This window comes from Streptomyces sp. NPDC033845 (assembly GCF_055576225.1).
This window is the reverse complement of sequence record NZ_JBVIRI010000003.1, coordinates 439,586-464,324: the sequence shown is the minus strand read 5'-3', so window position 1 is coordinate 464,324 and position 24,739 is coordinate 439,586. Positions and strand designations below refer to the sequence as shown.

The following is a 24,739-nucleotide window of genomic DNA, read 5'->3' as shown; positions in this document are numbered from 1 at the left end:
TCAGAAGATCCTCGGGTCGGTGAAGGCGCCGCTGGCGAGCAGGTACACGTACAGGTCGCAGGCCGCCACGGACAGCAGGGAGGCCCAGGCGAGCTGCATGTGGCGGGAGTTGAGCTTCCCCACCCAGCCCCACATCCGGTAGCGGACCGGGTGCTTGGAGAAGTGCCGGAGGCGGCCGCCGATGATGTGCCGGCAGGAGTGGCAGGACAGGGTGTAGGCCCAGATCAGCACGATGTTGACCAGGAAGATCAGGGTGCCGAGGCCCATGTGGCCCCACTCGTACTGGGAGTTCCGGAAGGTCAGCACCGTGTCGTAGGTGAGGATTCCGGCGACCGGCAGTGCGAAGTAGAAGAAGTACCGGTGCATGTTCTGGAAGACCAGCGGGAACCTGGTCTCGCCCGTGTACGTGGTGTGCGGCTCGGCGACCGCGCAGGCCGGGGGAGAGGCCCAGAAGCCCCGGTAGTAGGCCTTGCGGTAGTAGTAGCAGGTCAGCCGGAAGCCGAGCGGGAAGATCAGGATCAGCAGGGCGGGGGAGAGGCCCCACCAGCTGCCGAGGATCTCCCAGTTGGGGCCGCCCTTCATGGGGACGCAGTTCTCCGCCAGACAGGGCGAGTAGAACGGGGAGACGTAGGGCGCCGCGTAGTAGTCGGCGTTCGCGAAGGCCCGCCAGGTCGAGTAGACGATGAAGGCGAGCAGCCCGGCCGCGGTGACGGCGGGGGCCAGCCACCACCGGTCGGTGCGCAGGTGCCGGTCCGGGATGGAGGCCCGGGAGGCGTCGTGGACGCCGGTGAGCTGGCGGGGTGGTTCCGTGCCTGTGGCCAAAGGGGACTCCGGGTGGAGTGGTCGGGGGTGGCCCAGGAGACCCGGCCGCCGGGAAAAGGGGCGGCCGGACCTGATGGGGGGTGCTGGGGGCTGCGGTCAGGGCGCGCGGCGGCCTCGGGCGCCGAGGCCCTCGTCGTCGCTGTCCGTCCACAGCGTGCTGTCGTACGGCGTGTCCGGGATCGTGACCATCCCGTCCTGGCCCGGGGGCCTGGGGGCGGCCGGTGATTGCCGGGCGACGTCCTGCTCCAGCCGCTCGACCGAGCGGATCAGATCGTTCAGGTTCCGCCGTACGGCCGTCAAATCGTCTTGCAGGGACATGACTTGCCCTCACTTCCGCAGGTTGCGGTGGCAACGCTCATGTGCGCCTGCGAGTGTCGCCCCTCACGGGCCCGGTTGTGAAGGGACGCGCAGCGATTGCGGGCGCGCGGGTGTCCGGCACGCGCCCCTGACCGCACCGATTTTCGTCCCCCGTCCGGCCGAATCCCGGATGCCGGGGCGGGTCGGATTGGTCCGCCCGGGTGGGGTTCGCGGCGTGGCGGGCTCCGGCTGCGGCGGAGCTGGGCGGCCGTCGATTTCAGTGGGTTTCGTCACCGGTCTGATCAGCTCCATATACCGCCATTAGTGATCACGTACGCGAACCACGTACGCCCCGCCCGCCCCGGAGGTACCACCCATGTCCCAGAGCCAGCGCCGGCGCCGATCCATGGCCTCCATGGCGCTCCTGACCTCGGGCGTCCTGGCGCTGCCGCTGCTGGCCGGCTGCAGCTCCGGCGAGGAAGACGGCGGCGCGCCGGCCGCCGGCCAGGACGTCGCGAGCACCGTCCGGGAGCGGGTGGCGGACGGAGGGGTGGTCCGCTGGGCCGTGGACGCGCTACCCGAGACCCTCAACACCTTCCAGGCCGACGCGGACGCCACCACCGCCCGGATCGCCGGAGCCGTGCTGCCCCAGCTCTTCACCCTGGACGCCAAGGGACGGCCGGTGGCCAACCCGGACTACCTGGAGAAGGCCGAGGTGGTCGCCCGGGAGCCCAAGCAGGTGGTGCTCTACAAGCTGCACCAGCAGGCGGTGTGGAGCGACGGCCGGGAGATCGGGGCGGCCGACTTCCTCGCCCAGTGGCGGGCCCTCAGCGGCAAGGACTCGGCCTACTGGACCGCCCGCAACGCCGGGTACGACCGCATCGAGAAGATCGAGCGCGGGGCCAACGACCTGGAGGTCCGGGTCACCTTCGCCAAGCCCTACGCCGACTGGCAGTCGCTGTTCTCCCCGCTCTACCCCAAGCAGGTCACCGGCACCCCGGAGGCCTTCAACGAGGGGGCCCGGGGAGCCCTGAAGGTGACCGCGGGCCCCTTCGGCCTCGGCGCGGTGGACAAGAAGACCGGGACGGTGGCGCTGTCCCGGAACCCGCGCTGGTGGGGGCAGCCCGCCAAGCTGGACACCCTGGTGCTGACCGCGGTGCCGCGGGCCGACCGGCCGTCCGCGCTGGCCGCCGGGAAGCTGGACCTGGCCGAGCTGGACCGGACCGGCGCCGACCGCATCGCGGCCGCCCGCCGGGACGCCGGCGCCAAGGGCGCCCCGGCCGGCGCCAAGGGCGCACCCGCCCCGGCCGCCGGAGCCCCGGGCGCCCCCGCCTCGCTGATCGGCGGGGCGGTCGGCGCGCACGGGCCGGGCCTCGCCCAGACCCCGGCCCAGGCCACCCGCTCCTGGGCGCTGGCCTTCGGCGCGGACGAGGAGAAGGCGGCCGCCGAGGCGGAGACCAGGAAGAAGGAGGCCGCGGCCGCGCAGCGGTACGCGGCCGAGCAGAAGGCCCTGGCCCGGTTCACCGTCCGCAAGTCCCTGGAGCCGGCCTACACCCAGCTGGCGATGAACGGCTCCACCGGCCCGCTCGCCGACGAGCGGGTCCGCCGGGCGGTGGCCCGGGCGCTGGACCGGCAGGCGCTGGCCGAGATCGTGCTCAAGCCGCTGGGCCTGCCCGCCGAACCGGTCGGCAGCCATCTGGCCCTGGCCGGGCAGCAGGCGTACGCCGACAACAGCGCGGCGCTCGGCGGCCAGGACACCCAGGCGGCCCAGGCGCTGCTGTCGGACGCCGGCTGGCGCAAGGGCGGCAAGGTCACGGCCCCGGCCGGGACCAAGGCGGGTGCCGAGGCGGACAAGCCCAAGGACGACCCCAAGCGGGCGCCCGGCCCGGGCACCGGCGAGGACGGCCTCTACATCGTGGGCCAGGACGACGGTCTGAACGGCGACCTCGCCCCGGCGGCCCGTACCGCCCGCCTCGCGGCGGACGCCGCCGCCCGGGCCGCCGCCCGACCGGCCGCCGCGCCCGCCCGTCCGGCCGCCGCGCTGGGCCGGGCCTTCCCGGCCCTCGGCCCCGCCCTCGCCGCCCCGCGCCCGGCCGCGCCCGCCGAGCCGGGGGACCAGGCCGGGCCGGAGGCCGGCGCGGCCGGGATGCCGGCCCTGCCGGAGGGCGCTCCGTACGGACCCGACGGGGAGATCGTCGACGCCGACGGGTTCGCCCCCGGCGCCCCCGCCGCGGCCCCGGCGGGCGACCAGCCGCCGGCCGCCGGGGACCCGGCGCTCGCCCCGCTCCCGCTCGCCGAGCAGCAGGACCCGGCGCTCGCCCCCGCCCAGGCGGACTCCGTGGACGACGGCAAGCGCAATCCGGTGCGGGACGGCGCCCGGGCGGTCCCGGCCGTGCAGGGCGGGGCCGCGGCGGCCGACGGCTCCGGCGCGAGCGCCGGCCCGGCCCGGCAGGCGGTCCAGGGCGCGGCCTCCACCGTGCTGGCCAAGGACGGCCGGCCCCTGACCCTGCGGTTCGTGCTCCCCTCGGGTCCCGGGTCGGAGCCGCTGCGCAGCGTCGGCGACCGGATCGCCGCGATGCTCCGCACCGTCGGCATCCAGACCGAGCTGACCAAGGTCGCCGACGACTCCTTCTTCAAGGACCACATCGCCTCCGGCCAGTACGACCTGGCCCTCTACTCCTGGCCGGCCACCGCCTACCCGGCCACCGACGCCCGCCCGATCTTCGCCAAGCCGGAGCCGGCGGCGGACGGCTCGCTGCTGGTGGAGCAGAACTACACCCGGGTGGGTACCGACCACATCGACCAGCTCTTCGACCAGGCCGTGGGCGAGCTCGACGAGGACGAGGCCCGGGAGCTGATGAAGAAGGCGGACGCCCGGATCTGGGCGGCCGCCGGGTCGATCCCGCTCTACCAGCGGCCCGAGCTGGTCGCGGCCCGCGCCGGTCTGGTCAACGCCGGGGCCTTCGGTCTGGGGGCGCCGCGCTACCAGGACATCGGGTGGAAGAAGGCGGTTCCGGCCAAGGAGAAGAACGCGAAGAACTGAACAAGAAGCGGTGACCGGGCCGTGGAGCCCGCGTGAATCCACGGCTCACCAGCTCAGAACTGCCTCAATTCCCTTGCCCGCCGCTCACCCCGGCGGGCAAGGTCGTTGCAGCCCATTGACCCGACCCGACCTGGGCAGGACCGGCCCCGCCCCCCTTTTCCGGGGCCCTTCCGAGACCCCTTCCGGCTGCTCCGCCGCTCAGTCGTCCAGCCTCTTGACAGACCCCCCGGCGGGCGGATCCCGCCACGCGACGTACCATGGGGTGAGGCCGTGGCAGGTATTCCGCCCGGCTCCAGGCTCGCGTGCCAGGCCGTACGCGACGCCATCCACGATCCCGGGAGAAGCGCCGAAGTGCCCACGCGCCACGACATCCGTAACGTCGCCATCGTCGCCCACGTCGACCATGGCAAGACGACCATCGTCGATGCCATGCTCAAGCAGGCCGGTGCCTTCGCCGCCCACCAGCAGCTCGACGACCGCATGATGGACTCGAACGACCTGGAGCGTGAGAAGGGCATCACGATCCTCGCCAAGAACACGGCGGTGAAGTACCACCCCAAGGACGGCGGGGCCCCGATCACGATCAACATCATCGACACCCCCGGCCACGCCGACTTCGGTGGCGAGGTCGAGCGCGGTCTGTCGATGGTGGACGCGGTCGTCCTGCTGGTCGACGCCTCCGAGGGTCCGCTGCCGCAGACCCGCTTCGTGCTCCGCAAGGCGCTCCAGCAGCGCAAGCCGGTCATCCTCTGCATCAACAAGACGGACCGCCCGGACTCCCGGATCGACGAGGTCGTCAACGAGACCTACGACCTGTTCCTGGACCTGGACGCGGACGAGGACCAGATCGAGTTCCCGATCGTCTACGCCTGCGGCCGTGACGGCGTCGCCTCGCTGACCAAGCCGGAGGACGGCACCGTCCCCGCGGACAGCGACAACCTGGAGCCGTTCTTCTCCGCCATCCTGGAGCACGTCCCGGCCCCGGTGTTCGACGAGGAGGCCCCCCTCCAGGCCCACGTCACCAACCTGGACGCGGACAACTTCCTCGGCCGCATCGCGCTGCTCCGCGTGGAGCAGGGCGAGCTGCGCAAGGGCCAGACGGTGGCCTGGATCAAGCGCGACGGCTCCATCTCCAACGTCCGCATCACCGAGCTGATGATGACCGAGGCGCTCACCCGCAAGCCGGCCGAGGTGGCCGGCCCCGGTGACATCTGCGCGGTCGCCGGTATCCCCGACATCATGATCGGCGAGACCCTGGCCGACCCGGAGAACCCGGTCGCCCTGCCGCTGATCTCGGTGGACGAGCCCGCGATCTCCATGACCATCGGCACCAACACCTCCCCGATGGTCGGCCGCGGCGGCTCCGGCAAGGGCGCGGACGCCAAGTCCGCGGTCAAGGACCGCAAGGTCACCGCCCGCCAGGTCAAGGACCGCCTCGACCGCGAGCTGATCGGCAACGTCTCGCTCCGCGTCCTGGACACCGAGCGCCCGGACGCCTGGGAGGTCCAGGGCCGCGGTGAGCTCGCGCTCGCCATCCTGGTGGAGCAGATGCGCCGCGAGGGCTTCGAGCTGACCATCGGCAAGCCGCAGGTGGTCACCCAGGAGATCGACGGCAAGACCCACGAGCCGGTCGAGCGCATGACCATCGACGTGCCCGAGGAGCACATGGGCGCGGTCACGCAGCTCATGGGCGTCCGCAAGGGCCGGATGGACAACATGTCGAACCACGGCTCCGGCTGGGTCCGCATGGAGTTCGTGGTGCCCTCCCGCGGCCTCATCGGCTTCCGTACGGAGTTCCTGACCAACACCCGCGGTACCGGCATCGCCCACTCGATCCACGAGGGCCACGAGCCGTGGTTCGGCCAGCTGGTCACCCGCAACAACGGCTCCCTGGTCGCCGACCGGGCCGGCGCGGTCACCCCGTTCGCGATGATCAACCTCCAGGAGCGCGGTGTGCTGTTCACCGAGCCCGGCACCGAGGTGTACGAGGGCATGATCGTCGGTGAGAACTCGCGTTCCGACGACATGGACGTGAACATCACCAAGGAGAAGAAGCTCACCAACATGCGTGCGGCCTCCGCGGACAACACGGAGAACGTGATCCCGCCGCGCAAGCTGTCGCTGGAGCAGTCCCTGGAGTTCTGCCGGGACGACGAGTGCGTCGAGGTGACCCCGGAGGCCGTCCGCATCCGCAAGGTCGTCCTGGACCAGAAGGAGCGTTCGCGCACCGCCTCGCGGGCGAAGTCCGCCAAGTGACGCAGTAACCGCCCGGGCCTTCCCAAGCGCACGGCCCCTCTGCCACGGTGATCCGTTGGTAGGGGGGCCGTTCGCGTTTGTCAAACGGATTGTGTCGTTCAGGTGTCCGCATACCGATCGTCACACTCCGGAAGGTGTGCTAACAGTCCGTTTCGGGTGTGTCTGTCTCTGCTCGCTTTGTCCGGATTTCGGTTTTCCGCCCCAGGTCGATGTTGTGAAAACGAGACCACTTAAGTGTGGTTTACGGTCATGGCGTCCCCGAGGATGGCTCCAATGAGCTCGGGTCAATGGGTCATGCACTGTGGGGAGTGCCGACTCACGAGCACACACTTGGGGTACCTGGAGATCTAGCCGTCAGGGGTGTCGGCGATCCCTCTGCGTGCCCCTCACATAGTGACAAGTGAACTCTTGAGGAGGACCCCATGCGTGGTGCCACAAGCGCCAACTGGGTCACGCGCGCGACTGAGATCGCTCTGGGGGCGACGCGATCGTGACCAGCCCTGCGCAGACTGAGGGTGCGGCAGCGCCCAACGTCCTTGTCGAAGAGCCGTCCAAGGACGACTCCAAGGCCAAGGACCCCGCCGGGCTGTCCCCTGGGCAGCTCATGTGGCGACGATTCAAGCGGGACAAGGCCGGCATCATCTCGGCCTTCATCGTGATCTTCTTCTTCGCCATCGCGCTGCTCGCGCCGGTGATCGCCAAGCTGTACGGGAAGAACCCGTACGACCTCTACGGGGCGAACGCCGAAGGACTCCTCGACGAGTTCAACATGCCGGTGGGGTCGTTCGGAGGCGTCTCCGGCGACTTCTGGTTCGGTATCGAGCCCACCCTGGGCCGTGACGTCTTCACGCAGCTGCTGTACGGCATGCGGACGTCTATCTTCACGGCTCTCGTGGCGACCGTCCTGATGGTCGTCATCGGTGTGCTGATCGGTCTGATCGGCGGCTACGCCGGCGGGAAGGTGGACTACTGGCTCGGCCGGTTCACCGACTTCCTGCTGGGTATCCCCAGTCAGCTGTTCTTCATCGCCTCGATGCCGGTGGTCGTGGCCGCCTTCGTCCGCCCGGACCGTGAGACCCCGACCGCCCTGCGTGCGGCAGCCATCATCCTGGTGCTGTCGTTCCTCGGGTGGATGGGCCTCTCCCGACTGATCCGTGCGGCGACGCTCTCCCTGCGCGAGCGGGAGTTCGTCGAGGCTGCCAAGATCGCGGGCGCATCTCCCTGGCGGATCATCCGCAAGGAGCTGCTGCCGAACCTGGTGACACCGATCCTCGTGCAGGCGACGCTGATGTTGCCCGCCACGATCCTTTCGGTGGCCTTCCTCTCCTACGTGGGCGTCGGCTACGTCGAGCCCACTCCGGACTGGGGGCGGATGTTCGCCATCGGTGCCGGCATCTACGAGCAGGACCCGGCGTACATGTTCTTCCCGGGTATCGCCATGGTCGTCTTCGTCGTGGCCTTCAACCTGCTCGGCGACTCGGTACGAGACGCCTTCGACCCCAAGTCCGGACGCTGACGTCACTGCAGCGGGACAGCTGCCGCCCCGGCATGCCCGATCGGGCTTCGATCGGCATGCCCGGCAGCCCAGTTGGATCACTACCTAACAGATAGGTACTCATCACCATGAGCATCTTCGGCACGCGCAAGGCGCGCGCGATCGTCGTCGCAGTCGCGGCGGGCTCGCTTGTTCTTACCGCCTGCGGTGGCAACGACGACAACAAGGGTTCTTCCAAGGAGCAGGGGAAGACCAAGGAGGACGCCGCGAAGCAGTCCGCCGCGGTCTCCTTCGGCGACGCGGCGGCCTCCACCGGCCCCGCGGCCCCCGTCGAGGGTTCCCGGGCGGGCGGCACCATCGCCGTCTACCAGACGGACGACTTCTCCCACCTGGACCCGGCTCAGAGCTACGTCTCAGACGCCCGCATCCTGGGCCGTCTGATCCACCGTGGTCTGACGCAGTACAAGGAGGACGAGACCGGCAAGCTGACGGTCGTCGGCGACATCGCCACGGACTCCGGCAAGACCACCGACGGCGGCAAGACCTGGACCTACACGCTGAAGGACGGTGTGAAGGACGCCAACGGCAACCCGATCACCTCCGCGGACGTCCGCCACTCGGTCGAGCGCCTCTACGCGCCGTTCATCACCGACGGCCCGGTCTTCCTGCAGAACTGGCTGTCCGGCGAGGGCACCACCTACCGCAAGGCGCTGCCGGACGGCCCCTACAAGGGCGCGCACCTCCCGAACGACGTTCTGGAGACCCCGGACGCGAAGACCGTCATCTTCAAGTTCAAGGAGCCGCAGGCCGACCTGCCGCAGGCTCTGGCGATGACCGGCTACTCCATCGTTCCGCAGAAGGCGGACACCAAGGAGAAGTACGACACCGCTCCGGTCGCCCTCGGTCCCTACAAGATCGCGGACTTCAAGCCGGGCAAGGAGATGAAGCTCGTCAAGAACACGAACTGGGACGAGAAGACCGACTCGGTCCGTCACCAGTACGTCGACGGCTTCAACATCAAGTTCAACCAGGACGACGAGGCCCAGACCAAGGCGATCCTGGCGGACCGCGACGAGGCCAAGAACGGCATCCAGCTGACCGGCACCGTGGCCACCACCCAGGTGCAGAAGGTCGTCGGCGACGCCGCCGCCAAGGCCCGGACGATCTCCGGCTACCAGCCCTACGTCTGGCAGCTGAACTTCAACCTGGACCGGGTCAAGGACAAGCGCGTCCGCGACGCCATCACCCTGGCGATGCCGAACAAGAACATCTTCCAGCCGGACGGTGGCGCGTACGGTGGTGAGGTCGCGACCGGCCTCATCTCCCCGACCACCCCGGGCTTCGAGAAGGACTACGACCCCTTCGGCAAGCTGAAGAAGCCGATGGGTGACATCGAGGCCGCGAAGAAGCTCATCAAGGAGGCCGGCGCCGAGGGCATGAAGCTCACGTACGCCTACGCCAACACCCCGAAGCGCCAGCAGCAGGCCCAGTTCATCGCTGACGCGCTGCAGAAGATCGGCCTCGACATCCAGAAGAAGGAGATCGACGGCGCGACCTGGTACGAGCAGGTCGGCAAGGTCGACAACGGCCTCGACCTCTACATGACCGGCTGGGGCCAGGACTGGCCGTCCGCCGCGACCGTCATCCCGCCGCTGTACGACGGCAACCAGCTGCAGGACGGTTCCTCCGTCTACTCGCACATCAACGACCCGAAGATCAACGCGGACATCGCCGCCGCGAAGAAGATCGTTGACCCGGCTGCCGCCCAGAAGGCCTGGACCGCGCTGCACCACGACATCGTGGAGCGCATCAACCCGGCCGCCCCGCTGTACTTCACGAAGTCGCTCCAGATCCAGGGCTCGAACGTCGGTGGCGCTCGCTACTCGAACGACCTGTCCGCGATCGACGTCACCCGCGTCTTCCTGAAGAGCTAGTCACTCTCAGGCCGAAGCCCCGGGGTTGTACGGACGGCGGTCCGTACAACCCCGGGGTACCGGTCCTCTTCCTTCAACCCCTCACGCCGCCGTCCTGAGAGCAGCGAGCCATGCTTCAATTCCTTCTTCGCCGGACGTTCGGCGCCGCACTGATCCTGGTCCTGATCAGTGCCTTCACCTTCTTCATGTTCTTCGCCATCCCGCAGGACCCGGCCCTGCTGGCCTGTGGCAAGAACTGCACCCCGGACGCCCTTGAGGTGATCCACAAGAACCTCGGTCTCGACTCGCCCGTTCCGGTCCAGTTCTGGAACTACATGGTGGGCATCTTCGCCGGACGTGACTTCTCCGTCGGGCACTGTTCCGCCCCCTGCTTCGGCGTCTCCTTCAACAACGGCCAGAACATCTGGGACACCATCCTGGACCGCCTGCCGCTGACCGTCTCGCTGTCCGTCGGCGGTCTGATCGTCTTCCTCGTCGTCGGCCTCGGCGCCGGCATGATCGCCGCGGCCCGCAAGGGCACCATGATCGACAAGGCCTTCAGCTCGGCCTCGCTGGTCCTGTCCTCGCTGCAGATCTACTTCCTGGGCCCGGTGGTCCTGGGCATCTTCGTCTACAGCACGGGCTGGCTGAAGAAGCCCGAGTACGTGCCGTTCAGCGAGGACTTCGGCGGCTGGTTCATGGGTCTGCTGATCCCCTGGCTGGTCATGTCGGTCATCTTCACGGCCAGTTACACGCGTATGGCCCGCTCCACGATGATCGAACAGCTCCAGGAGGAGTACGTCCGCGCCGCCCGGGCCAAGGGCATGAGTAACCGGTACGTGTTCTTCCGATACGCCTGGCGCGGTTCGCTGATCCCGATCGTGACCATCCTCGGCATCGACCTCGGCGCGCTGCTCGGCGGCGCGGTGGTCACCGAGTTCACGTTCGGTCTGGCCGGCATCGGCCGCCTCGCGGTGGAGTCGGTCCAGGACAAGGACCTGCCGATGACGATGGGCGTCATGGTGTTCAGCGCCGCGCTCATCCTCTTCTTCAACATCATTGTGGATGCGCTGTACGCGGTCATCGACCCGCGCGTGCGTCTGTCCTAGGAGAACGACCGTGACCACACTCACCAAGACCGAGGGCGCGCCGGCTCCGACCGAGTCCGACGCCTTCCTTTCGGTGCGCGACCTGCGAGTCCAGTTCTCCACCGAGGACGGCGTCGTCAAGGCCGTCGACGGGCTGTCGTTCGACCTCAAGCGGGGCCAGACGCTCGGCATCGTCGGCGAGTCCGGCTCCGGCAAGTCCGTGACCAACCTGACCGTCCTGGGTCTGCACAACCCGAAGTCGACCCACATCACCGGTTCCATCCGGGTCGACGGCCAGGAGATCACCGACATGCGGGACAAGGAGCTGGAGAAGCTCCGCGGCAACAAGATGGCGATGATCTTCCAGGACGCGCTGACCGCCCTGTCGCCGTACTACACCGTCGGCCGTCAGATCTCCGAGCCGTTCCGCAAGCACACCGGCGCCAGCAAGAAGGACGCCCGGGACCGCGCGATCGAGATGCTCGCCAAGGTCGGGATCCCCGACCCCAAGCGCCGTGTCGACGACTACCCGCACCAGTTCTCCGGCGGTATGCGCCAGCGCGCCATGATCGCCATGTCGCTGGTCTGCAACCCCGAGCTGCTGATCGCCGACGAGCCGACCACGGCCCTCGACGTGACCGTCCAGGCGCAGATCCTCGACCTGCTCAAGGACCTCCAGCAGGAGTTCGGCTCCGCCATCATCATGATCACCCACGACCTGGGCGTGGTCGCCAACATGGCCGACGACATCCTGGTCATGTACGCGGGACGGGCCGTGGAGCGCGGCACCGTCCGCGAGGTCCTCAAGGAGCCCTCGCACCCGTACACCGTGGGCCTGCTCCGGTCGATGCCGAGCCTGACCTCGGACGTCAACGAGCCGCTCATGCCCATCCCGGGTTCGCCGCCGAGCCTGCTCAACCCCCCGCCCGGCTGCGCCTTCAACGCCCGGTGCCCGCACGTGGACCTGGTCGGCGGCAACCGCTGCCGCACCGAGCGTCCGCTGCTCGCCGACGGACGGGCGGCCGCGTGCCACCTGACGCCGGAGGAGAAGCGGCAGGCATTCTTCGAGACGATTCAGCCCCGGCTGGGCTGAGTACAGGCGACTGGGACTGAGACGATGAGCGAGAACACCACCACCAAGACTGCCGGGGACACCGTCCCGCCGCAGCGCGACCCGGCCGCCGCCGAGCCGCTGATGGTCGTCGAAGGACTGACCAAGCACTTCCCGATCATGGGCGGCTTCCCGATCAAGCGGAAGGTCGGGGCGGTCCAGGCCGTCGACGGCCTCTCCTTCGAGATCGCCCCCGGCGAGAGCCTCGGCCTCGTCGGCGAGTCCGGCTGCGGCAAGTCGACCACCGGCCGGCTGCTGACCCGCCTGATGGAGCCCACCGGCGGCAAGATCACCTACCGGGGCCAGGACATCACCCGGGCCGGCCGCAAGCAGCTGGCGCCGATCCGGTCCGAGATCCAGATGATCTTCCAGGACCCGTACGCCTCGCTGAACCCGCGGCAGACGGTCGGCACCATCATCTCCAGCCCCATGGAGATCAACGGGATCAACCCGCCCGGCGGCCGGGAGAAGAAGGTCCGCGAGCTCCTGGAGACCGTGGGCCTCAACCCGGAGCACTACAACCGCTTCCCGCACGAGTTCTCGGGCGGCCAGCGCCAGCGCATCGGCGTCGCCCGCGCGCTCGCCCTGGAGCCGAAGCTGATCATCGCGGACGAGCCCGTCTCGGCCCTCGACGTCTCCATCCAGGCGCAGGTCATCAACCTGCTCCAGGAGCTCCAGCGGGACCGCGGCATCGCCTTCGTGTTCATCGCGCACGACCTGTCGATCGTCCGGCACTTCTCCGAGCGCGTCGCGGTCATGTACCTCGGCAAGATCATGGAGATCGCCGACCGCGACTCCCTGTACGAGCGGCCCCGCCACCCGTACACCCACGCCCTGCTCTCGGCCGTGCCCGAGGCGGACGTGGACCAGGACCAGCGCGAGCGGATCCGCCTCTCCGGCGACGTCCCCTCGCCGATCGCCCCGCCGTCCGGCTGCCGGTTCCGCACCCGCTGCTGGAAGGCCCAGGACGTCTGTGCCTCCCAGGAGCCGCCGCTGGTCCAGATCGCCGGCAGCAAGCCCGGGCACCTGACGGCCTGCCACTTCCCGGAGGACCCGACCACCGAGAAGCACGGCGAGGACATCGTCCTGGACCCGGCGCTGGTCGCCCTGGAGGACGGTCACGCCTGACCGCCGCCGTACGGCACCGTGACGCGCCGCCACGCGCACGCCACGACGGGCCCCGCACCCACCGGTGCGGGGCCCGCCGCCGTAAATCGGCTTGTCCCGCCCGCGGACTTCCCGGGAGAGTGGGCGGATGCTTACCGTCCGCCCCGCGGGGCCCGGCGACGCGGGTCACATCTGCGCCCTGCTCAACGCCGTCGACATGATCGAGATCGGCCGCCCGGAGACCGACCTGCACGAGGTCGAGGCCGACCTCAACCACCCCGAGGTCGACCTCGCCACCGACTCCTGGCTGGCCCACGAGGGCGGCCGGCTGGTCGCCTACGCCCTCGTCTGGCCCGCCGGGGAACCCGGCCGCACCGACGGCGACCACTACGTCCTCCCCGACCACCAGGCCGCCGGAGCCCGGCTGCTGGAGCTGATGGAGGCCCGGGCCCAGGAGATGGCCGGCCGGACCGCCGGATCCCTGCGGATCCAGCTCAACGTGGCCCCCACCCTGGACACCGCCCTGCTGGACGGCCGCGGCTGGCAGACCGTACGCCGCTACCAGGTGATGGTCCGAGGCCTCGACCCGGCCGCCGACCTGCCGCCGGCACCGCCCGCCGGACTGACCCTGCGCCACTGCGGCGCCGACGAGGCCGACCGGCGGCGCGCCCACGCCCTGGTCGAGGACTCCTTCGCCGAGCACTTCGGCCATGTGGAGCGGGACTACGAGGCCTGGCTCGACGACCTGGGCGCCCGCAACCTCGACTGGTCCCTGGTGTGGATCGCGAGCACCCCCGCCGACGGGGACATCGGGGTGCTGCTCAGCCGCGACGACCGCACGAGCATGGGCTGGATCAGCCGGATCGGCGTCCGCAAGGACCAGCGCGGCCGGGGCATCGGCGGCCATCTGCTGCGCCACGGCTTCGCCGTCTACGCGGCCCGCGGCCGGGACACCGTGGGCCTCGGCGTGGACACCCTCAACGCCACCGGCGCCCTCGCCCTCTACGAGGCGCACGGCATGCGGATGCACTTCGCGGTGAACACCTGGGAGCTGCCCTTGCACCCCAAGGGGTGACAGCGGGAGGACGCGTACCCGCAATCGGACGCACCTGCCGTGCGCGGCCCGGCGCATCGGGTGACATTGGCTGCCAGTCGAGTCGTGCGAGCCAAGGAGAGAGCCGATGCGCGGAGCCACCCACGCCCGATGGGCCGCATGCGCCGTCGCCGTCGCCCTGGCGGCGACCGCCTGCGGCGGCGGGAGCGACAGCGGGGGCGGCGCCGGGATCGTCAGCTCCTCCTGGGGCGACCCGCAGAACCCGCTGGAACCCGCGAACACCAACGAGGTGCAGGGCGGCAAGGTCCTCGACATGCTCTTCCGGGGTCTGAAGCGGTACGACCCCAAGACCGGCGAGGCCAAGGACATGGTCGCCGAGAAGATCGAGACCACCGACAGCCAGAACTTCACGGTCACCCTGAAGGACGGCTGGACCTTCAGCAACGGCGAACCGGTCACCTCGCAGTCCTTCGTGGACGCCTGGAACTACGCGGCGGACGTCCGGAACAAGCAGAACAACTCGCCGTTCTTCTCCGACATCGTCGGCTACGACGACCTGCACCCGGCCTCCGGCGACCCCAAGACCAAGACCATGTCCGGTCTGGTGGTGAAGGACCCCAAGACCTTCACGGTGGCCCTCAAGGAGAAGTTCTCCACCTGGCCCGAGACCCTCGGCTACCAGGCGTTCTCCCCGCTGCCCAAGTCCTTCTTCACCGACCACGCCGGCTGGCTGGACAAGCCCGTCGGCAACGGCCCGTACACGGTGGACTCGTACACCAAGGGCACCGGGATGCAGCTGCGCAAGTGGGACGCCTACCCGGGCCCGGACAAGGCGAAGAACAGCGGGGTGGACCTCAAGGTCTACACCGACAACAACACCGCCTACACCGACCTGATCTCCGGCAACCTCGACCTGGTCGACGACGTCCCCGCCCAGCAGCTCAAGAGCGTCAAGGCCGACCTGGGCAGCCGCTACATCAACCAGCCCGCGCTGATCATCCAGACCGTGGTCTTCCCGATGTACGACCCCCAGTGGGGCAAGGCCGGCATGGAGAAGGTCCGGCAGGGCGTCTCCCGGGCCATCAACCGGGACGAGATCACCAAGCAGATCTTCCAGGGCACCCGCACCCCCGCCAAGGACTGGACCTCCCCGGCCCTCGGCGACCAGGGCGGCTACAGCGCCACCGCCTGCGGGGACGCCTGCGTCTACGACCCGGCCGAGGCCAAGAAGCTGATCGAGGAGGGCGGCGGGCTGCCCGGCGGCAGGATGACCCTCACCTCGAACGTGGACACCGGCTCGCACCGCGAGTGGATGGACGCCGTCTGCAACAGCATCAACAACGCCCTCGGCAAGGGCCCGGTCTGCACGGTCAACCCGATCGGCACCTTCGCCGACTTCAAGAACCAGATGAGCAACTTCAAGATGACCGGCCCCTTCCGGTCCGGCTGGCAGGCCGACTACCCGCTCATCCAGAACTTCCTGGAGCCGCTCTACTACACCGGCGCCTCCTCCAACTACGGGAAGTTCAGCAGCCCGGAGTTCGACAGGCTGATCGACCAGGCCAACCAGGAGAGCGACGCCGCCAAGGCCACCGCCACCTTCCGGGACGCCGAGAAGATCCTCGCCGCCCAGATGCCGGCCATCCCGCTCTGGTACCAGAACGGCAGCGCGGGCTACTCCGAGCGCCTCTCCGGAGTGACCCTCAACCAGTTCAGCGTCCCCGTGTACGACCAGATCACCGTCAACTGAGACTCCTCTGACCCCCTGGAGGACTCCATGGGACGGTATGTGATCCGGCGGCTGCTCCAGATGATCCCGGTGTTCATCGGCAGCACGTTCCTGATCTTCTTCATGGTGTACGCGCTGGGCGACCCGGTGGCGGCGCTGTTCGGGGACAAGGCCCCCGACCCCGCCACCGCGGCGCGCATCCGCAAGGACCTCTACCTCGACCAGCCCCTGTGGAAGCAGTACTTCCACTACATGGGGCAGATCTTCCAGGGCGACTTCGGGACCGCCTTCAACGGCCAGCCGGTCACCGAGCTGATGTCCACCGCCTTCCCGGTCACCCTCCGGCTGACCTGCGTGGCGATCGTCATCGAGGTCGTCGTCGGGATCAGCCTCGGCGTGCTCAGCGGACTCCGCCGGGGCAAGGCCGTCGACACCGGGGTCCTCGTCCTCACCCTCGTGGTGATCTCGGTCCCCACCTTCGTCACCGGCTACCTCCTCCAGTACCTCTTCGGCGTCAAATGGGGCTGGGTGCGGCCCACCGTCTCCCCGGACGCCCCGTTCGGCGAACTGATCCTCCCGGGCATCGTCCTCGCGCTGGTCTCCCTCGCCTACGTCACCCGGCTCTCCCGCACCTCCATCGCCGAGAACGCCAAGGCCGACTATGTCCGCACCGCCGTCGCCAAGGGACTCCCGCGCCGCCGGGTCATCACCCGCCACCTGCTCCGCAACTCGCTGATCCCGGTGGTCACCTTCATCGGCACCGACATCGGCGCCCTGATGGGCGGAGCCATCGTCACCGAACGGATCTTCAACATCCACGGCGTGGGCTACCAGCTCTACCAGGGCATCCTGCGCAACAACGCGCCCACCGTGGTCGGCTTCGTCACCATCCTCGTCATCGTCTTCCTGCTGGCCAACCTGCTCGTCGACCTGCTCTACGCGGTCCTGGACCCGAGGATCCGGTATGCCTGAGCCCGAGCTGCCCTTCCAGGGACCGGACTACGACCCGGTCGGCCCCCGCCCCCGCGAGGCCGTCTCGCCCACCGGGCAGGGCGGCGCCATGGACCTCGCCATGGAGGAGGCCGAGAGCCTCGACAAGGTCCCCGGCCGCGGCCCCGGCCCGGCCGGCGGCCCCGGGGCCGGCGCCGGCCCGCAGGAGAAGGCCCGCTCCCTCTGGTCCGACGCCTGGCACCAGCTGCGCCGCAACCCGGTCTTCATCATCTCCGCCCTGCTGATCCTCTTCCTGGTCTTCATCTCCATCTGGCCGCAGGCCATCGCCTCCGGCGACCCCCTCCAGTGCGACCTGTCCAAGTCCCAGCAGGGCGCCTCCCCGGGCCACCCCTTCGGCTACGACACCCAGGGCTGCGACGTCTACACCCGCACCGTCTACGGGGCCCGCGCCTCCATCACCGTGGGCATCTGCGCCACCATCGGCGCCGCCCTCCTCGGCTCCCTGCTCGGCGGCCTGGCCGGCTTCTTCGGCGGCTGGAGCGACGCCCTGCTCTCCCGGGTCGCCGACATCTTCTTCGGGATCCCGGTGGTCCTCGGCGGCCTGGTCTTCCTGTCCGTGGTCACCAGCACCACCGTCTGGCCGGTGGTCGGCTTCATCGTGCTGCTCGGCTGGCCGCAGATCGCCCGCATCGCCCGCGGCTCCGTCATCACCGCCAAACAGAACGACTACGTCCAGGCCGCCCGCGCCCTCGGCGCCGGCAACGCCCGGATGCTGCTCCGGCACGTCGCCCCCAACGCCGTCGCCCCCGTCATCGTGGTCGCCACCATCGCCCTGGGCACCTACATCGCCCTGGAGGCCACCCTGTCCTTCCTCGGCGTGGGACTGCGCCCGCCCACCGTCTCCTGGGGCATCGACATCTCCAACGCGGCCCCGCAGATCCGCAACGCCCCGCACATGCTGCTCTGGCCCGCCGGGGCGCTCAGCGTGACCGTGCTCGCGTTCATCATGCTCGGCGACGCGGTGCGCGACGCCCTCGACCCCAAGCTGCGCTGAGGAGCTCCGCACATGCTGCTCGAAGTCCGCGACCTGCACGTCGAATTCACGACCCGGGACGGGGTCGCCCAAGCGGTCAACGGAGTGGACTACGCGGTGGACGAGGGCGAGACCCTCGCCGTGCTCGGCGAGTCCGGCTCCGGCAAGTCGGTCACCGCCCAGGCCGTGATGGGCATCCTGGACACCCCGCCCGGCCGGATCTCCGGCGGCGAGATCCTCTTCAAGGGCCGGGACCTGCTGAAGCTGAAGGAGGAGGAACGCCGGAAGGTCCGCGGCGCCGAGATGGCGATGATCTTCCAGGACGCGCTGTCCTCCCTGAACCCGGTCCTGACCGTCGGCAGCCAGCTCGGCGAGATGTTCGAGGTCCACCGCGGGATGTCCCGCAAGGACTCCCGGGCCAAGGCCGTGGAACTGATGGACCGGGTGCGCATCCCGGCCGCCAAGCAGCGGGTGGGGGACTACCCGCACCAGTTCTCCGGGGGCATGCGCCAGCGCATCATGATCGCGATGGCGCTGGCCCTGGAACCCTCCCTGATCATCGCCGACGAGCCCACCACCGCCCTGGACGTCACCGTGCAGGCCCAGGTCATGGACCTGCTCGCGGAGCTCCAGCGGGAACTCAACATGGGCCTGATCCTGATCACCCACGACCTCGGCGTGGTCGCCGACGTGGCCGACAAGATCGCCGTCATGTACGCGGGCCGGATCGTCGAGGCCGCCCCCGTCCACGAGATCTACAAGAACCCGGCCCACCCCTACACCCGGGGCCTGCTCGACTCCATCCCGCGGCTGGACCAGAAGGGCCAGGAGCTCTACGCCATCAAGGGCCTGCCGCCCAACCTGCTCGCCATCCCGCCCGGCTGCGCCTTCAACCCGCGCTGCCCGATGGCCCAGGACCGCTGCCGCACGGACGTCCCCCCGCTGTACCCGGTCACCGAGTCCCCGGAACCGCGCACCAGCGCCTGCCACTTCTGGAAGGAGTGCCTCCATGCCCGAAGCGGCCGCTGAAGCCATCCTGGAGGTCCGCGGGCTGGTCAAGCACTACCCGCTGACCCGGGGCGTGCTCTTCAAGAAGCAGGTCGGGGCGGTCAAGGCGGTGGACGGGGTGGACTTCACCCTCGGCGCCGGCGAGACCCTCGGCATCGTCGGGGAGTCCGGCTGCGGCAAGTCCACGGTGGCCAAGATGCTGGTCCATCTGGAACGCCCGACCGCCGGCTCGATCTCGTACAAGGGCGAGGACATCGCCAAGCTGTCCGGGAAGGCACTCAAGGCGGTCCGCCGCAACATCCAGATGGTCTTCCAGGACCCCTACACCTCGCTGAACCCGAGGATGACGGTCGGCGACATCATCGGGGAGCCGTACGAGATCCACCCCGAGGTCGCCCCCAAGGGGGACCGCCGCCGCAAGGTGCAGGACCTGCTGGACGTGGTCGGCCTCAACCCGGAGTACATCAACCGCTATCCGCACCAGTTCTCCGGCGGCCAGCGGCAGCGCATCGGCATCGCCCGCGGGCTGGCCCTCCAGCCCGAGATCATCGTGGCCGACGAGCCCGTCTCGGCCCTGGACGTCTCGGTGCAGGCCCAGGTGGTCAACCTGCTGGACCGGCTGCAGAGCGAGTTCCGGCTGTCCTACGTGTTCATCGCGCACGACCTCTCCATCGTCCGCCACATCTCGGACCGGGTCGGCGTGATGTACCTGGGACGGATGGTGGAGATCGGCACCGACGCCCAGATCTACGACCACCCCACCCACCCCTACACCCAGGCCCTGCTGTCCGCCGTCCCGGTCCCAGACCCGGAGGCCCGGGCCCGCCGCGAGCGGATCATCCTCACCGGGGACGTCCCCTCCCCGGCCGACCCGCCCTCCGGCTGCCGGTTCCGCACCCGCTGCTGGAAGGCGCAGCCGCGCTGCGCCGCCGAGGTCCCGCTGCTGGCCGTCCCCGAGGTGTTCCGGGCCGCCGGAGGACCCGCGGCCCATCCCTCGGCCTGTCATTTCGCGGCCGAGAGGCAGGTGGTCCCGCCCGCGCCGCCGGAGTAGCGGTCATGGGCTCGGCAGGGGTTCGGTGCTGAGCTCCGGCGATCAGTTCCGGACAGATTCGGACGGCTGAAAGTGGTGGCCAAGTCCGGTGACATCAACGGGACTTGATGGATCCGGCCAAGCCCGGAGCCGATGCTGCCCGAGTCCGGCGCCCTCCGCCCGGGCCCCGCCACCGCTCCGTGCTCCGCTCCGTGCGCGGCATGCGCCCCGCGTGCTGCCGGAATTCGATCGATGCGCTGGCACGGATAGTTATGATCCGTAGCGCACGGTGGGTATGACTCTGTCGTGTGCGCGTACCGATATCCGTCCGACATGGAGGTGAACCGCCGTGGCACTCTCGATCTCCGCCGTGGTGCTGCTGGCGATCGTCGTCTTCCTGCTGGTCCGCAAATCGGGACTGAAAGCGGGACACGCGGTGGTCTGCGTCCTGCTCGGCTTCTATCTCGCGAGCTCCTCGATGGCCCCCACCCTCGACCAGTTGACCTCCAACGTGGCCGGGATGATCAGCGGCCTCAAGTTGTGAGACCACCGGGCCGGGAGGGCCTCGTAGGCTGACCCCATGAACGGTCTTCCCGCACGTCGTCTGCTCCTCGTGCACGCGCACCCGGACGACGAGTCGATCAACAACGGCGTCACCATGGCCAAGTACGCGGCCGAGGGAGCCCATGTCACCCTCGTCACCTGCACCCTGGGCGAGGAGGGCGAGGTCATCCCGCCCGAGCTGGCCCATCTGGCGCCCGACCGGGACGACACCCTGGGCGCCCACCGGATCGGCGAGCTCGCCGCCGCCATGGCCGAGCTCGGGGTCACCGACCACCTGTTCCTCGGCGGACCGGGCCGCTTCCGGGACTCCGGGATGATGGGCCTCCCGCAGAACCAGCGCCCCGGCGCCTTCTGGGCCGCCGACCTCGACGAGGCCGCCGCCCACCTGGTGGAGGTCATCCGCCGGCTGCGGCCCCAGGTCCTGGTGACCTACGACCCCGACGGCGGATACGGCCACCCCGACCACATCCAGGCCCACCGGGTCGCCATGCGGGCCGCCGAACTGGCCGCGGAGAAGGCCTTCCGGCGGGACCTCGGCGACCCGCACACCATCGCCAAGACCTACTGGAACCGGATCCCGCGCTCGGTGGTCGAGGAGGGCTTCGCCCGGCTCCGGGCCGCCGGAGCCGCATCCCCCTTCCCCGGGATCGCCGCACCCGAGGACGTGCCCGGGGTGGTCGACGACAGCCGGATCACCGCCGAGATCGGGGACCCGGACGGGACCTACGGGGCGGCCAAGGCCGCCGCCATGCGCGCCCACGCCACCCAGATCGCCGTGGACGGCCCCTTCTTCGCCCTCTCCAACGACCTGGCCCAGCCGCTGTTCGCCCGCGAGTACTACGAGTTGGCCGCCGGCCTCCCCGGGGCCCCCGCGGGCACCCGCGAGGACGATCTGTTCGCCGGACTGGACCTCCCCGCCGGAACCGCGCGGACCACCGGATCCGCCGGAGCCGCGGACGTGGTGGGGGCGGACCGGTGACCGGCACCCTCACCCCCGGCCGGATCGCCGCCCTGCTCGGCCTGCTGGTGGCCGGTGCGGTCATCGGGGCGGCCGGCTGGCTGGTGGTCGACCTCTGGCTGCCGGCCGGCCTGCTGCTCGGCCTGCTGGCCCTGTTCGGACTCTTCCTGGCCGGCCGGCTGGCCATCGGCACCGGACTCGGGGTCGGCGCCGCCGCGGCCGGCTGGTTCCTCTCCTACGTGGTGCTCAGCATCCCGCGCGCGGAGGGGGACTTCCTCCTCAGCTCCACCGGAATCGCCATGTATGCCTACCTTTTGGGCGGCACCGCGGCCGCTGTGATGTGCGCCACGATGCGCGGCCCCTCCGGGGGGCCGGTTTCGGCCGCCCGGCCCGGCAGGTGACGAGCCGTTCGGGTGAGTCCCCGGAGGTGCACCGGGGGTTGTGAACCGCCCCCGCACGCCCGCCGGGCGCTCCCGTACCGGCCGCCGGGGCCCCCGTCCGGAGCACCCATCAACGGTGCCGCGGCGGCGGCCAGTATGGTGGACGGGCCGCCGAGCTGCCCGCGCACGGTATGACGGGCGGCGGAGCCAACCGGGAGACCTGCCTTGAGTCGTGAAACTGACAGTTCGTCCTCCGGGTCCCAGGGGCCCGGGGGCGCCGCGTACCCGTCGGGCATGCCGCCGTACGGATCAGGCCAGAACCCGGCGAACGCCCCGGAGGGGAACACTGTGACTTCCAAGCCGTCCGCGCCCGCCGGCGACGCCGCCGATCCCGACGGGCCGAAGACCGAGACCACGCTGACGACCCGGATCCGGATCAACATCCCGGGTTCGCGGCCGATTCCGCCGGTGGTGGTGCGCAAGCCGGTGGGCGACGCGGAGGGCGAAGCCCCGGCCGAGCCGGCCGCGGCCGCCCCGGCCCCCGCCCCGGCACCGGCCCCCGCCGAGCCGGAGCCGGCCGGCAACTGGTTCGCCCCGCGCAAGCCCGCCCCGCAGTCCCCCCGGCCCCAGGGCCCGGCCCAGGGCGCGGCCCCCGGCCGCCCGCAGGCCCCCGGCCAGGGCGCCGCCATGGGCCAGGGCGCGGCACTGGGCCAGGGTGCCGCTCCGGGCCCCGGTCCGGCCGCGGCTCCGCCGACCGCGGGCCGGCCGGGTCTGCCGACCCGTCAGCCGCAGGCCTCCGCCCCCGGCGCCGGATACGGCGCCCCGACCCCGGGCGGCCCCGGCGTCGGCACCCCGCCCGCGGGTCCCCGCAAAAACGCCTTCGGCGCCACCCCCCCACCCCCCCAGAACGGCCACCCGGGCCCCGGCAACCGTGCCCCGGGCAACGGCGGCCCCGCCCAGAACGGCTTCCCGGGCCCCGGCAACGGCGCTCCGGGCCAGAACGGCTTCGCGGGCCCCGGTACTCCGGCGCAGGGCACTCCCGCCTACGGCGGCCCCGGCAACGGTGGCCCGGGTAACGCTGCCCCGGGCCAGAACGGCTTCCCGGGCCCGGGCAACGGTGGTCCGGGCAACGGCGCCCCGGGCCGGAACGGCTTCGCCGGTCCCGGTACCCCGGCGCAGGGCACTCCCGCCTACGGCGCCCCCGGTAACGGTGGCCCCGGCACCGGCGCTCCGGGCCGGAACGGCTTCGCCGGTCCCGGTACCCCGGCGCAGGGCACCCCCGCGTACGGCGGCCCCGGCAATGGTGGCCCGGGTAACGCTGCCCCGGGCCAGAACGGCTTCGCGGGCCCCGGCACCCCGGCGCAGGGCACCCCCGCCTACGGCGGCCCCGGGAACGGCGGCCCGGGTACTCCGGCCGATGGCACTCCCGCCTTCGGCGGGGCCGGTGCGCCCGGTGGGGCCGGGTTCGCCCCGGCCGGTGCCGGGTTCGCGCCCACCGGGCCCGGGTCCGGCCCGGCCGCCGGTGCCGACCGGCCCGGGTTCCCCCCGGCCGGCGGCCCGACCCCGCCCGGCTTCGCCCCGGCCCCCGGAGCGCCCGGTGCCCCCGGAGCCGCCGGTGCGCCCGGTGGCCCCACCGGTGGTCCCGCCTTCGGTTCCATGCCGGTGGAGGAGTCCGCCGGGTCGCCGCGCTGGCCCGGCCCGGAGGTCGACGGCGGCGCGCCCACCAGCGCCCTGCCGCGCGTGGACCGCCCGGCCCCCGGCCAGGGCCCGGGTCAGGGACCCGGCCAGGCCCCCGGCCAAGGCGGCCCCGGCCAGGGCGGCCCCGGCCAGGGCGGTGCCCCCGCCCCGCTCGGCCCGCTGCAGATGGGCACGCCCATGCCGCGGCCCACCCCGGTCACCCCGGCCCCCTCGGCCAAGCCCGCGCCGCCCAAGAAGAAGGGCCGCAACAAGCTGGTGCTGGCCGGCGGCGGTCTCTTCGTGCTGCTCGGCGTGGCGTACGGCGCGGGCCTGCTGCTGAACCACTCCGACGTGCCCAAGGGCACCACCGTCCTCGGCGTGGACATCAGCGGCACCCGGGAGCAGGCCGTCGGCAAGCTCCAGACGGCCTTCGGCAATCGGGCCTCCGCCCCGCTGAAGCTCACGGTGGCCGGCAAGGAGGTCGAGCTGAAGCCGGAGAAGGCCGGGCTGTCGCTGGATGCCCAGACCACGGTCCGCAACGCGGCGGGCAGCGACTACAACCCGGTCACCGTCATCGGCTCGCTGTTCGGGCAGGAGCGCCCGGCGACCCCGGTGATCCCGGTGGACGAGGAGAAGCTCCAGGTCGCCCTCCAGGAGCTGGCCGGCACCTCGGGCAGCGCGGTGGAGGCCACCATCACCTTCGCGCCGAACAAGGTGACCGCGGTCCCCGGCAAGGCGGGCAGCGCCCTCGACGTGGACGCCTCCATCGAGAAGGTCACCCTGGCCTACCGGGCCCTGGTGGAGTCCGGGAAGACGGTGCCGGTGGAACTCCCGGTGGCGGAGAAGGCCCCGGCCGTCACCCAGGCCGAACTCGACCGCGCCATGAACGAGTTCGCCAAGCCGGCCATGTCCGCGAACGTCAAGATCGTGGCGGGCGGGCAGTCGATCCCGTTCGGCCCGGCCCGGTCCCTGCCGAAGATCCTGAGCATGACCGCGGTGGACGGCAAGCTCGTCGAGAAGTACGACCTGGTGGCGCTCAAGGAGCTCTACGGGAAGACCTTCGACGGGGTGCTGATCACGCGGGGCAACGGCGAGAAGACGGCCGTCACCCCGCAGGACGTGGCCGGTGCCCTCGGTCAGGCGCTGCGCGGCAGGACCGCCGCGGAGCGGACCGTGGTGATCGAGACCGACCCCAGCTGACCGACCCGCCCCGCCGCCCGGCC

At 70.8% G+C, this 24,739-nt stretch carries 18 protein-coding genes and 1 pseudogene; 17 read left to right on the top strand and 2 right to left on the bottom strand.

Annotated elements, in window-relative coordinates:
* Positions 1-822, bottom strand: coding sequence for a hypothetical protein (locus ACZ50K_RS09155; protein ID WP_468899496.1), 822 nt, complete (start codon positions 820-822; stop codon positions 1-3).
* 96 nt (positions 823-918) lie between these two features.
* Positions 919-1,140, bottom strand: coding sequence for a hypothetical protein (locus ACZ50K_RS09150; protein ID WP_468899493.1), 222 nt, complete (start codon positions 1,138-1,140; stop codon positions 919-921).
* Positions 1,141-1,495: 355 nt separating this feature from the next.
* Between ACZ50K_RS09150 and ACZ50K_RS09145 the strand changes: the two genes are divergently transcribed.
* The 17 genes and pseudogenes from ACZ50K_RS09145 to ACZ50K_RS09065 all read left to right on the top strand — a co-directional run.
* Entirely contained in the window at positions 1,496-4,162 is a 2,667-nt protein-coding gene (locus ACZ50K_RS09145; protein ID WP_468899490.1) for an ABC transporter substrate-binding protein, read from the top strand.
* Positions 4,163-4,513: 351 nt separating this feature from the next.
* Complete coding sequence (typA, locus tag ACZ50K_RS09140; protein ID WP_468899488.1) at positions 4,514-6,418, top strand: translational GTPase TypA; 1,905 nt, start codon at positions 4,514-4,516, stop codon at positions 6,416-6,418.
* Between the two features lie 586 nt (positions 6,419-7,004).
* Entirely contained in the window at positions 7,005-7,934 is a 930-nt protein-coding gene (locus tag ACZ50K_RS09135; protein WP_468899914.1) for an ABC transporter permease, read from the top strand.
* 107 nt (positions 7,935-8,041) lie between these two features.
* Positions 8,042-9,847, top strand: coding sequence for an ABC transporter substrate-binding protein (locus tag ACZ50K_RS09130; protein ID WP_468899485.1), 1,806 nt, complete (start codon positions 8,042-8,044; stop codon positions 9,845-9,847).
* Positions 9,848-9,957: 110 nt separating this feature from the next.
* Entirely contained in the window at positions 9,958-10,935 is a 978-nt protein-coding gene (locus tag ACZ50K_RS09125) for an ABC transporter permease (RefSeq protein WP_468899483.1), read from the top strand.
* Positions 10,936-10,945: 10 nt separating this feature from the next.
* Positions 10,946-12,007, top strand: coding sequence for an ABC transporter ATP-binding protein (locus ACZ50K_RS09120; RefSeq protein WP_468899481.1), 1,062 nt, complete (start codon positions 10,946-10,948; stop codon positions 12,005-12,007).
* Between the two features lie 24 nt (positions 12,008-12,031).
* A complete protein-coding gene (locus ACZ50K_RS09115; protein ID WP_468899478.1) occupies positions 12,032-13,153 on the top strand; it encodes an ABC transporter ATP-binding protein in 1,122 nt (373 codons plus the stop codon).
* A 127-nt stretch (positions 13,154-13,280) separates the two neighbouring features.
* Positions 13,281-14,207 carry a GNAT family N-acetyltransferase gene (locus ACZ50K_RS09110; RefSeq protein WP_468899475.1) on the top strand — a complete coding sequence of 309 codons (927 nt, stop codon included), beginning with the start codon at positions 13,281-13,283 and terminating at the stop codon, positions 14,205-14,207.
* A 106-nt stretch (positions 14,208-14,313) separates the two neighbouring features.
* Positions 14,314-15,936: a peptide ABC transporter substrate-binding protein gene (locus ACZ50K_RS09105; RefSeq protein WP_468899474.1), complete on the top strand. Its 1,623-nt coding sequence runs from the start codon at positions 14,314-14,316 to the stop codon at positions 15,934-15,936.
* A gap of 27 nt (positions 15,937-15,963) precedes the next feature.
* Complete coding sequence (locus tag ACZ50K_RS09100) at positions 15,964-16,887, top strand: ABC transporter permease (protein WP_468899472.1); 924 nt, start codon at positions 15,964-15,966, stop codon at positions 16,885-16,887.
* The gene (locus ACZ50K_RS09095) at positions 16,880-17,920 is read left to right on the top strand and encodes an ABC transporter permease (RefSeq protein WP_468899469.1); all 1,041 of its coding nucleotides are present in this window, start codon (positions 16,880-16,882) and stop codon (positions 17,918-17,920) included. The genes ACZ50K_RS09100 and ACZ50K_RS09095 overlap by 8 nt, the downstream gene beginning before the upstream one ends.
* 12 nt (positions 17,921-17,932) lie before the next feature.
* Positions 17,933-18,928, top strand: coding sequence for an ABC transporter ATP-binding protein (locus ACZ50K_RS09090; RefSeq protein ID WP_468899467.1), 996 nt, complete (start codon positions 17,933-17,935; stop codon positions 18,926-18,928).
* Positions 18,909-19,958: an ABC transporter ATP-binding protein gene (locus ACZ50K_RS09085; protein ID WP_468899465.1), complete on the top strand. Its 1,050-nt coding sequence runs from the start codon at positions 18,909-18,911 to the stop codon at positions 19,956-19,958. The genes ACZ50K_RS09090 and ACZ50K_RS09085 overlap by 20 nt, the downstream gene beginning before the upstream one ends.
* A gap of 328 nt (positions 19,959-20,286) precedes the next feature.
* On the top strand, positions 20,287-20,481 hold the full coding sequence (locus tag ACZ50K_RS09080) for a hypothetical protein (RefSeq protein ID WP_468899464.1): 195 nt from the start codon (positions 20,287-20,289) through the stop codon (positions 20,479-20,481).
* 36 nt (positions 20,482-20,517) lie between these two features.
* Complete coding sequence (mshB, locus tag ACZ50K_RS09075; protein WP_468899462.1) at positions 20,518-21,480, top strand: N-acetyl-1-D-myo-inositol-2-amino-2-deoxy-alpha-D-glucopyranoside deacetylase; 963 nt, start codon at positions 20,518-20,520, stop codon at positions 21,478-21,480.
* Positions 21,477-21,860 carry a DUF6113 family protein gene (locus tag ACZ50K_RS09070; protein WP_468899460.1) on the top strand — a complete coding sequence of 128 codons (384 nt, stop codon included), beginning with the start codon at positions 21,477-21,479 and terminating at the stop codon, positions 21,858-21,860. Before mshB ends, ACZ50K_RS09070 begins: the two co-directional genes overlap by 4 nt.
* Before the next feature lie 204 nt (positions 21,861-22,064).
* Positions 22,065-24,716 (top strand): annotated as a pseudogene (locus ACZ50K_RS09065) (peptidoglycan binding domain-containing protein); the annotation flags it as partial.
* Between the last annotated feature and the right edge of the window lie 23 nt (positions 24,717-24,739).

Excerpts from the sequence above, each read along its gene's own strand:
- ACZ50K_RS09150 (WP_468899493.1), bottom strand. The coding sequence starts at position 1,140 with ATGTCCCTGCAAGACGATTTGACGGCCGTACGGCGGAACCTGAACGAT.
- ACZ50K_RS09105 (WP_468899474.1), top strand. The coding sequence starts at position 14,314 with ATGCGCGGAGCCACCCACGCCCGATGGGCCGCATGCGCCGTCGCCGTC.
- ACZ50K_RS09145 (WP_468899490.1), top strand. The coding sequence starts at position 1,496 with ATGTCCCAGAGCCAGCGCCGGCGCCGATCCATGGCCTCCATGGCGCTC.
- ACZ50K_RS09085 (WP_468899465.1), top strand. The coding sequence starts at position 18,909 with ATGCCCGAAGCGGCCGCTGAAGCCATCCTGGAGGTCCGCGGGCTGGTC.
- ACZ50K_RS09095 (WP_468899469.1), top strand. The coding sequence starts at position 16,880 with ATGCCTGAGCCCGAGCTGCCCTTCCAGGGACCGGACTACGACCCGGTC.
- ACZ50K_RS09090 (WP_468899467.1), top strand. The coding sequence starts at position 17,933 with ATGCTGCTCGAAGTCCGCGACCTGCACGTCGAATTCACGACCCGGGAC.
- ACZ50K_RS09115 (WP_468899478.1), top strand. The coding sequence starts at position 12,032 with ATGAGCGAGAACACCACCACCAAGACTGCCGGGGACACCGTCCCGCCG.
- ACZ50K_RS09125 (WP_468899483.1), top strand. The coding sequence starts at position 9,958 with ATGCTTCAATTCCTTCTTCGCCGGACGTTCGGCGCCGCACTGATCCTG.
- mshB (WP_468899462.1), top strand. The coding sequence starts at position 20,518 with ATGAACGGTCTTCCCGCACGTCGTCTGCTCCTCGTGCACGCGCACCCG.
- ACZ50K_RS09110 (WP_468899475.1), top strand. The coding sequence starts at position 13,281 with ATGCTTACCGTCCGCCCCGCGGGGCCCGGCGACGCGGGTCACATCTGC.
- ACZ50K_RS09100 (WP_468899472.1), top strand. The coding sequence starts at position 15,964 with ATGGGACGGTATGTGATCCGGCGGCTGCTCCAGATGATCCCGGTGTTC.
- ACZ50K_RS09130 (WP_468899485.1), top strand. The coding sequence starts at position 8,042 with ATGAGCATCTTCGGCACGCGCAAGGCGCGCGCGATCGTCGTCGCAGTC.